The sequence below is a fragment of the Achromobacter maghribensis genome (assembly GCF_057334215.1).
Window position 1 is genome coordinate 356,703 of the sequence record NZ_JBHFII010000061.1, and the last position, 8,741, is coordinate 365,443.

At 64.9% G+C, this 8,741-nt stretch carries 8 protein-coding genes; 3 read left to right on the forward strand and 5 right to left on the reverse strand.

What is annotated here, in order from left to right; genetic code table 11:
* Nucleotides 1-10: 10 nt before the first annotated feature.
* The 5 genes from ACE039_RS27615 to ACE039_RS27635 form a co-directional block, all read right to left on the reverse strand.
* The gene (locus ACE039_RS27615; protein ID WP_105556940.1) at nucleotides 11-1,294 is read right to left on the reverse strand and encodes a TRAP transporter large permease; all 1,284 of its coding nucleotides are present in this window, start codon (nucleotides 1,292-1,294) and stop codon (nucleotides 11-13) included.
* On the reverse strand, nucleotides 1,285-1,848 hold the full coding sequence (locus tag ACE039_RS27620; protein WP_169273157.1) for a TRAP transporter small permease: 564 nt from the start codon (nucleotides 1,846-1,848) through the stop codon (nucleotides 1,285-1,287). The genes ACE039_RS27615 and ACE039_RS27620 overlap by 10 nt, the downstream gene beginning before the upstream one ends.
* Nucleotides 1,849-1,855: 7 nt before the next feature.
* A complete protein-coding gene (locus tag ACE039_RS27625) occupies nucleotides 1,856-2,833 on the reverse strand; it encodes a TRAP transporter substrate-binding protein (protein ID WP_485823903.1) in 978 nt (325 codons plus the stop codon).
* Nucleotides 2,834-2,952: 119 nt separating this feature from the next.
* Nucleotides 2,953-3,831: an SMP-30/gluconolactonase/LRE family protein gene (locus ACE039_RS27630; protein WP_485823904.1), complete on the reverse strand. Its 879-nt coding sequence runs from the start codon at nucleotides 3,829-3,831 to the stop codon at nucleotides 2,953-2,955.
* An 8-nt stretch (nucleotides 3,832-3,839) separates the two neighbouring features.
* The gene (locus ACE039_RS27635) at nucleotides 3,840-4,691 is read right to left on the reverse strand and encodes an NAD-dependent epimerase/dehydratase family protein (RefSeq protein WP_485823905.1); all 852 of its coding nucleotides are present in this window, start codon (nucleotides 4,689-4,691) and stop codon (nucleotides 3,840-3,842) included.
* Nucleotides 4,692-4,822: 131 nt separating this feature from the next.
* Between ACE039_RS27635 and ACE039_RS27640 the strand changes: the two genes are divergently transcribed.
* The 3 genes from ACE039_RS27640 to ACE039_RS27650 all read left to right on the forward strand — a co-directional run bounded on the left by ACE039_RS27640 (nucleotide 4,823) and on the right by ACE039_RS27650 (nucleotide 8,719).
* Nucleotides 4,823-5,551, forward strand: a complete 729-nt coding sequence (locus ACE039_RS27640) for a FadR/GntR family transcriptional regulator (RefSeq protein WP_485823906.1) — start codon at nucleotides 4,823-4,825, stop codon at nucleotides 5,549-5,551.
* A 180-nt stretch (nucleotides 5,552-5,731) separates the two neighbouring features.
* Nucleotides 5,732-7,627 carry an LTA synthase family protein gene (locus tag ACE039_RS27645; protein WP_485823907.1) on the forward strand — a complete coding sequence of 632 codons (1,896 nt, stop codon included), beginning with the start codon at nucleotides 5,732-5,734 and terminating at the stop codon, nucleotides 7,625-7,627.
* A 138-nt stretch (nucleotides 7,628-7,765) separates the two neighbouring features.
* Nucleotides 7,766-8,719, forward strand: a complete 954-nt coding sequence (locus ACE039_RS27650; RefSeq protein ID WP_485820830.1) for an acyltransferase — start codon at nucleotides 7,766-7,768, stop codon at nucleotides 8,717-8,719.
* Nucleotides 8,720-8,741 lie beyond the last annotated feature (22 nt).

The window sequence follows — 8,741 nt, forward strand, 5'->3', positions numbered from 1 at the left end:
ACCCCGCCCGTCAGTTGAGCAGCACGCCGGGCAGCCAGAGCGAAAAGGCCGGCACGTAGGTCACCAGCGCCAGCGCCGCCAGCAGGGCGCCGTAGAACGGCCAGATCGTTCGCATCACCGTGCCGACCGATACGCCGCCAATGGCGCAGCCGACAAACTGCGTCGTCCCCACCGGCGGTGTATTCAGCCCCAACGCGCAATTCAGCAGTATCACGATCCCGAATTGCACGGGCCCCATGCCGTACTGCATGCAGATGGGCAGGAAGATGGGCGTGCAGATCAGGATGGTGGCGGCCATGTCCAGAAACGTGCCAAGCACGAACAGGATGATGTTGACCATCAGGAAGATGGCCCACGGGCTGGTCGACACCGACGCCATCAGTTCGCCGGTTTTTTCCGCCACGCCGTAGAAGCTGATCAGGTAGCCGAAGGTGGCTGAAATGCCGATCAGCAGCAACACGACGCCAGTCGTCTTGACGGCTTTGCTGGCCGCCCGCACGAACTGATCCCAGGTCAGCGACCGATATACGAAGATCGTCAGCGCCAGCGCATACAGTACCGCGACCGCCGCGGATTCCGTCGCGGTGAAGACGCCGCTGAGGATACCCGTGATGATCAGCACCACCACGAACAGGCCCGGCGCCGCCGCGACCAGCGAACGCAGCACGATGCCCCAGCCCGGGAAGGTGCCCGCCGGATATCCCCGGCTGCGCGCCACGAAATACGCGGCCGCCAGGTTGCACAGGGTCAGGATCACCGCCGGCACGACGCCCGCCGCGATCAGCGCCGCGATCGACACCTTGCCGCCCGCCGCCAGCGTGTAAATGATGATGTTGTGGCTGGTGGGCATCAGCGCGCCGACCAGCGCGGCATGCGTGGTGACGTTCACGGCATAGTCCGCGTGGTAGCCCTCGCGCTTCATCATCGGGATCATCACGGACCCCATCGCCGATACATCCGCCACCGGCGACCCCGACACGCCGCCGAACAGCGTGCAGGCCACTACGTTGGACATGCCCAGCCCCCCGCGCACATGCCCGACCAGCGACTTGGCGAACGCCACGATGCGGTCGGCGATGCCGCCGTACAGCATGAGCTCGCCCGTGAAGATGAAGAAAGGGATGGCCAGGAACGAGAACGCGTTCATGCCCGAGGTCATCTGCTGGAAGGCCACCGCCAGCGGCAGGTCCTCGACCATGATGGCCGTGATGGACGACAGGCCGATGGCGAACGCGACCGGCACGCCGATCACCAGGAACCCCATGAACGTAAACGAAAGCAGTGTCAGCGCCATGCCGGTACCACCTTATGGTTGCGCAGGATGGCGATGATGTGCTCGATGGAAAAGAGCGCGATCAAGGTGCCCGACAAGGTTGCGGGGATGTACTTCCAGGCGTTCGAGATGCCCAGGTTGGGGATCTTGTAGGCCGCGACGGATTCAGCCAGGACGCCGCAGTTCCAGGCCATCAGCACGCCGAACAGCAGCACCAGCAGATGGATGAAGATGCGCAGCCGGCGCTGGCCGGCCTTGGGCAGCGCGTCCAGCAGCGACTCGAAGCCGATGTGGCCCGCGTCGCGCACGCCGACGGCCGCGCCCAGCATGGTCACGTACAGCACCAGCAGCAGCGCCAGGCTTTCCGCCCAGGTCGGGGTGCTGTTGAGTACGTGACGGCCAACGATCTGCAAGGTCACGGCGACGATCAGGCAGACCAGCCCGAACACGCTGGTCCACATGCAGAATCGCGCTAGCGCCGCGCAGCCTCGGGTATAGGCATCCAGCGGGGCAGCCAGGGCTTGCGCCCGGCCCCCCGCGACGACATCGGTTTCATTCGTGGGTGTGGCCAACATGGTGCCCTCACTGGACGGCCTGGATCTTCGCGACCAGGTCTTTCATTTCGGGCGTGGTGACGAAACGCTCGTACACGGGCTTCATCGCGTTCTGAAACGAGGTCTTGTCCACCTCCACGATTTGCGAACCGGCGCGTTCGACCACGGACCGCGATTTCTGTTCGCGCTCGTCCCACAACTTGCGCATGTAGGGTACGGACTCGCGCGCCGCTTCGCGCAGGGTCTTCTGGTCGTCGGGCGGCAGCTTGTCCCATTGGCGCTTGGAGAAGATCAGGATCTCCGGGGTCATCGTGTGTTCGGTCATCGCGTAGAACTTCGCGACTTCGTAATGGTGCGCGCTTTCATAGCTGGGGAAATTGTTTTCGGCGGCGTCCACCAGCCCCGTTTTCAGCGACGTGTAGACCTCGCCCATGGGCATCGGCGTGGCGTTTCCGCCCATCGCCTCGACCATGGCAACCGATAGGTCGGATTGCTGGACGCGGATCTTCAGGCCTTTCGCGTCGGCCAGCGTCTTGATCGGTTTGTTGCGCGTGTACATCGAACGCGCGCCGCTGTCGTACCAGGCCAGGCCGACAAAGCCCGCGCCTTCGCACGAGCGCAGGATCTGGTCGCCGATATCGCTGTCCAGCACTTTGTGCAGATGCTGCTTGGAGCGGAACAGGAAGGGCAGCGACGGCACTCGGGTCGTCTGGCAGATGTTGTGCATGGCGGCGCTTGAAACGCGGGCCATGGCCAGGGCGCCCAGCTTGACCTGTTCGATCGAATCGTCTTCGTTGCCCAGCGCGCCGCCCGCGTACACCTTGACGGTGATGCGCCCATTGGTGCGTTGCTTGATCAGTTCGCCGAAGTGGCGCACGGCCAGCACGGTGGGATAGTCGTCGGGATGGATGTCGGCCGAGCGCAGTTCGGCGGCATGAGTGGCGGGAATCAGCGTCAGCAAGGCAGCCGCCGCCAAAATGGCGCGGGTCAGGGTGGGGCGCAGCATGTCTACCTCCGGTTGGAGTACGGCGTTTCGTCAGTGGCCAGGACGGCCTCGAAGCTCTTTGATATGGACGGGCCTACTTACTTCGCTTGGGGCCGCGCGACGGCCGCCCCGGTCGGGTGCTAACCGGCGCTTGCGGTTTCCTCCAGGCCCTGCGCGCCGGGGCGCAGGGCAAACACGGCGCCTTCAAGGCTGCCGGGCGCCGCGGATGGCGGGCGGATGGACGTGATGAACAGCGTGTCCATGCCGGCGCCGCCGAACGCGCACATCGCGACCCGGGCGGCGGGAACGTCCAGCGTCTGGTCCAGTCGACCCTCTGGCGTGTAGCGGTAGACGCGGCCGGCCTCGTTGCCGCAGATCCAGTAACCGCCGTCGGTGTCCACGGCCGCGCCGTCGGGGCGGCCGGCGGGCAAAGCGGAAATGAACGGGCGGCGGTTATGCGGCGTGCCCGTGTCGATGTCGTAGTCGAACGCCCAGACCATGGCGCGCGAAGGGTGGGAGTCCGAGAGGTACATCGTCCTGCCATCGGGGCTGAAGGCCATGCCGTTGGGCACGATCAGGTCGTCCAGCAGCACGGCCAGGCCTTGGGCGTCGTAGCGGTACAACTGGCCGGCAGGTTGCGCCAGCCCCATGTCCATGACCATCGTGCCCGCCAGGAAGCGGCCTTGCCGATCGCAACGGCCATCGTTGAAGCGCATGCCGGGCGCCGCGTGCGCGACGGAAACCAGCGGCCGCGGTTCGCAGGGTTGCCCGGCCCGCAACGGGTCACAGGCATAGAGGCCGTCTTCCATCGCCAACAGCCAGCCGGCCCCTCGCATGGCGATGCAGCCGGCCATCTGCGGCAGTGCCCAGTGCGCGATGTCGTCGTTTGCCGGCGACCAGCGCCACAGGGTCTTGCCCGGAATGTCGGTCCAGGTGAACGCCTGGTCGGCGGCGCGCCAGACCGGGCTTTCTCCTACGCCGCACAGCATGTTCCCGATACGTTCGACGGTTGCGGGCATGGTGGCGGTTACTCGGCCGATGAGGGCGTGGGGAAGGGAAAGGGACCCGCCTTGACGAAAGCGCCGCCCTGATAGCGGGCGGCGGGATCGTCGGCGGCTAGCGGAGGCTGCGCCTCGACCTGCGCGCGAAAGCGTTCGGAGGAGTCCTGGGGGACAAAGCCCAAAATCCTGGCGGCGTCGTCGTTCCACCAGCGGTCGCGGTTGGCCGATGCGCCGTACACGATCAGGTGGCCGACATCCGGCGTGAACAGCGAGCGCGTGACCAGGTCGGTCAGGTCGTCGTAGCTAAGCCACGTGACCATCATGCGACGGTCCTTGGGTTCGGGGAACGAAGAGCCGATGCGCAAGCACACGGTTTCGATGCCGTAGCGGTCGAAGTAGAAGCGCGACAGGTGTTCGCCGTAGGCCTTGCTCAAGCCGTAATAGCCGTCCGGGCGCAGCGGCACGTCCGCGTCCAGCTGTTTGCCCTGTTCATAGAAGCCGATGACGTGGTTCGAACTGGCGAACACCACGCGCCGCACGCCATGGATGCGGGCCGCCTCGTACAAGTTGTAGATGCCTTGAATGTTGGCGGGCAGGATCTCATCGAATGGCCGCTCTACCGATACGCCGCCCAGGTGGACGATGGCGTCGACGCCTTGCACCAGCCGGGATACCGCGGCGGGGTCGGCCAGGTCGCAGGCAATCGCTTCTTCCCCGGGGCCGGCGGGAGCGGGCGGGGCAATGTCGGAAACGCGAAGCACCTCCGCATGGGCCTTTAACCGGGGACGCAGTACCTGGCCCAGGTTGCCGGCTGCGCCGGTCAATAGCAAACGACGGCAGCGAAACGAGGCAGGCAGGGTGTTGACAGTTCGGCTCATGACGCAATGCTCGGTAAGAGGGCGCGTGGGGAGTAGACTTATCTGGTACGTTATCGTACAACTTGAGCAAAGTATAATGAGCGCCAAATTTCAGCGTCAAGCTTTGCGCAACCGCCTTCGGATAATCCCTGATGAACGCTCCTGTCGATACCCCCGTCTTGCCGCAGCGTCGTCCCCGGAACCTGGCCCAAGGCCTGGTCGAGAACATTTCCGAACGTATCCGAGGCGGCGATATCCGCCCGGGTGACAAGCTGCCCACCGAGTCCGAGATCATGCGTCAGTTCGGCGTCAGCCGCACGGTCGTGCGCGAGGCGCTGTCGCGCCTGCAGGCGTCGGGGTTGGTCGAGACGCATCACGGCGTTGGCACCTATGCGCTGGAACCCAGCGGCAGCGGCGATTTCCGCGTGGATCCGGCCGACATCGCCACCGTGCGCGACGTGCTGGTGCTGCTAGAGCTGCGCATCTGCCTGGAGAGCGAGGCCGCAGGCCTGGCCGCCATCCGCCGCAGCGATGTACAGCTGCAAGAGATGCGCCGCGCGCTGGACGTGTTCCGCAGTGCGCTGGAAAGCGGCGGCGATACGATCACCCCTGATTTCCAGTTTCATCTGCTGGTGGCGCAATCCACCGACAACCGCTACTTCGCGGATCTGATGTCGCATCTGGGCTCGGCCATCATTCCGCGCACCCGTATCAATTCCGCCAAGTTCGCGCACGAAGACCGCGCGGCGTACCTGGCGCGCGTGAACCTGGAACACGAAGACATCTACAGCGCGATCATGCGGCAAGATGCCGAAAGCGCCCGCGCAGCCATGCGCACGCATCTGAGCAATAGCCGCGAACGCCTGCGCCGCGCACAATAGAAATATGATGTCGTACAACGTTTTAAAGCAGCCGCTCTCGCTGCCAACTCCCCCGAAACCGCGTTAACCTTGGCCCGGTTTCATTTCCGGACAACGAGGCGGCATGGCTTTGCTCGGCACATCAGGCAGGACCCTTTCATTTGAACAGGCGGATTCGCGCCGCCCTTGGGGGGCCGCCGCATGCGCCGCCTGACACTCCGGTTCATCGTCGCCGTCCTCGTGATGCTGACGCTGTCGCGTCTGGGCCTGTCCTTCTGGATGTGGGACCGCGTCCAGGCCGCAGGTGGGCTGTGGCCCGTGCTTTTCGGCGGACTGCGCATCGACGTGTGCCTGCTGTCGATGGTGATCGCGCTGCCGGCCGTGCTGTCGCCCTGGTTCGGCCATCGGCCGCTGGCGGCGCGCATCACCGCGTGGTGGTTCCGCGTCTGGTGGATGCTGTATGTGCTGCTGGAAGTTTCCACGCCGCAATTCATCTCCGAATACGACACGCGGCCAAACCGGCTGTATTTCATCTATCTGCTGAACCCGAAGGAAGTGGGCTCGATGCTCTGGCAAGGCTACAAGGGCGTGCTGCTTGCCGCCTTCGTGGTGCTGGTGCTGGCGGCCTGGCTGGCGGTCAAGCTGTTCCCGGTGCGCTCGCGTGATTCCTTCATGGCATGGTGGAAGCGCCCGATCGCGTCCTTGGTGATCCTTGCGCTGGTGGTGCTGGGTGCACGCGGCACGCTGGAGCATCGCCCGATCAATCCCGCAAAGGTGGCTTTCAGTTCGGATGCCATGGTCAATGCGCTGGCGCTGAATTCGCTGTACAGCGTGTTCGACGCGGCCTACCGCATGCGCGACGAGCGCTCATCCGCGGCGATGTATCCCAACATGCCGGTGGACCAGATGAACGCCATCGTTCGCGAGAAGGCCGGCCTGACGGGCGCGCCGCTGGATCCGCGTTATCCCAGCCTGCACGAGCAGAAAGCCACCGTGCGCCGCGACAAGCCGCTGAACGTCGTGATCATCCTGCAGGAAAGCCTGGGCGCGCAATACGTGGGCAGCCTGGGCGGCCGCGACCTGACCCCCAACATCGACCGTCTGTCCAAGGAAGGATGGATGTTCCACCGCGCCTACGCCACCGGCACGCGATCCGTGCGCGGCATCGAAGCGGTGACGGCGGGCTTCCTGCCCAGCGTGGCCGATGCCGTGGTCAAGCTGCCTCGCTCGCAGACCGGCTTCTTCACGCTGGCCCAGGTGCTGGGCAAGCACGGCTATCACTCGCGCTTCGTCTACGGCGGCGAATCGCACTTCGACAACATGCGCGCGTTCTTCCTGGGCAACGGCTTCGACGAAGTCGTGGACCGCCCCAAGTTCGTCAATCCGGTGTTCGAAGGGTCGTGGGGCGCATCGGACGAAGACATGTTCAATCAGGTCGACCGCCTACTGCGCGCCGACGGCGACAAGCCCGTCTTCACCCTGGCGTTCTCGGTCACGAACCATTCGCCGTGGGAGTATCCGAAAGGCCGTATCCAACCCGTCGGCGACCCGGCCACGGTGGACAACACGGTCCGCTACGCGGATTGGGCGTTGGGCCAGTTTTTTGAAAAGGCCAAGAAGGCGCCGTACTGGGACAACACGGTGTTCCTGGTCATCGCGGATCACGATTCGCGCGTGTACGGGTCGATTCCCGTGCCGGTGCGCCACTTCCAGATCCCCGCGTTGTTCCTGGGCGCGGGCATCACGCCGCGCCAGGACGAACGGCTTGTCAGCCAGATCGATATGGCGCCGACGCTGTTGTCTTTGATCGGCCTGGACAACGTGAACCCGATGCTGGGCGCGGATCTGACGCAACGCGATCCGAACCGGGCGATCATGCAATACGCGGACAACTTCGGGTATTTGCAAGGCGACAAGTTGCTGGTGCTGGAGCCGACCAAGGCACCCAGGGAGTTCCGGTACACGGCGGCCCCGGTGGGAAGCGACGAAGTCTATGCCCCGGTGGAGCCTGCGGATCCCGGATTGACGGAAGAAGCGCTGGCCCATGCCTTGTGGGCATCGTGGGTGTACCGTGAAGAGAAATACCGGCTGCCATGATGGCGTTTCCTTGGTGGAATTCGCGAATGCGGGGGTTGATCTTGCGCAAGCGGATTTCCCCCAACGGCCAGCAAACTGGCGACCATGACTGTTCCAGACCTTCCCACCGGCGCAAGCCGGGCCGTCTCCGAGGCTCAAATGAGCAAGCATGAATCTGATCGGCCCGCACCGCGCCAACGCGCGTTTCCCGTGTTGCGCGGCCGCCTTGCGTGGCTGACCGGCGTATTCAGCGTCACGCTGCTGGTTGTCAGCACGGTGTTCTGGTGCCTGCTGCTGCTTCCGATTGCGCTGCTGAAGCTTGTGCTGCCCTTCGCTGCGGTCAGGCGGCGCGTCGACCCGGTCCTCAACGGCATTGCGACGGCGTGGGTTTCCGGTAACGCCGGCTGGTTCGCGCGCATCCAGGCGGAGCCATGGGACGTGCAGGGCCATACGGGGTTGCGTTACGCGGACTGGTATCTGGTCAACTGCAATCACCAGTCCTGGGTGGACATCTTTGTGCTGCAGCGCGCGCTGAACCGGCGGATTCCGCTGCTGAAATTCTTCCTCAAGCAGCAGTTGATTTACGTGCCGGTGATCGGTCTGGCGTGGTGGGCGCTGGACTTTCCTTTCATGAAGCGTCACGGCAAGGCGGCGTTGCGCCGTAATCCCGCCTTGGGCCGTCAGGACCAGGAAGCCGCGCGCCGCGCCTGCGAGAAATTCTCGCTGGTGCCGACAAGCGTGATGGTCTTTGCCGAAGGCACGCGCTTCACCCAGGCCAAGCGTGCCGCGCAGGCCTCGCCGTACCGCCATCTTCTCAAGCCCAGAGCGGGCGGGCTGGCGGTCGCGCTGAACGCGATGGGGGCGCGCTTCCGATCAATGGTCGACGTCACCATCGCCTATCCGGAAGGCGCGCCCAGCTTCTGGGACATGGCTTGCGGCCGCATGGGCCCCGTGCTGGTGCGCATGCGGCAGTTGCCAGTGCCGCCGGCCTTCTGCGTTGCGGATTACACCCGGGACAAAGCTTTCCGCGCCACGTTCCACCATTGGCTGGGAGAGCAGTGGCAGGCCAAGGACGACGAGATCGAGGCGTTGACCGCGCGCCGCGCGGACTAACCGCCAGCATGCCGCGGGGCGG

Coding starts and splice junctions, on each gene's coding strand:
- ACE039_RS27645 (WP_485823907.1), top strand. CDS start 5,732: ATGCGCCGCCTGACACTCCGGTTCATCGTCGCCGTCCTCGTGATGCTG.
- ACE039_RS27625 (WP_485823903.1), bottom strand. CDS start 2,833: ATGCTGCGCCCCACCCTGACCCGCGCCATTTTGGCGGCGGCTGCCTTG.
- ACE039_RS27630 (WP_485823904.1), bottom strand. CDS start 3,831: ATGCCCGCAACCGTCGAACGTATCGGGAACATGCTGTGCGGCGTAGGA.
- ACE039_RS27615 (WP_105556940.1), bottom strand. CDS start 1,294: ATGGCGCTGACACTGCTTTCGTTTACGTTCATGGGGTTCCTGGTGATC.
- ACE039_RS27640 (WP_485823906.1), top strand. CDS start 4,823: ATGAACGCTCCTGTCGATACCCCCGTCTTGCCGCAGCGTCGTCCCCGG.
- ACE039_RS27635 (WP_485823905.1), bottom strand. CDS start 4,691: ATGAGCCGAACTGTCAACACCCTGCCTGCCTCGTTTCGCTGCCGTCGT.
- ACE039_RS27620 (WP_169273157.1), bottom strand. CDS start 1,848: ATGTTGGCCACACCCACGAATGAAACCGATGTCGTCGCGGGGGGCCGG.
- ACE039_RS27650 (WP_485820830.1), top strand. CDS start 7,766: ATGAGCAAGCATGAATCTGATCGGCCCGCACCGCGCCAACGCGCGTTT.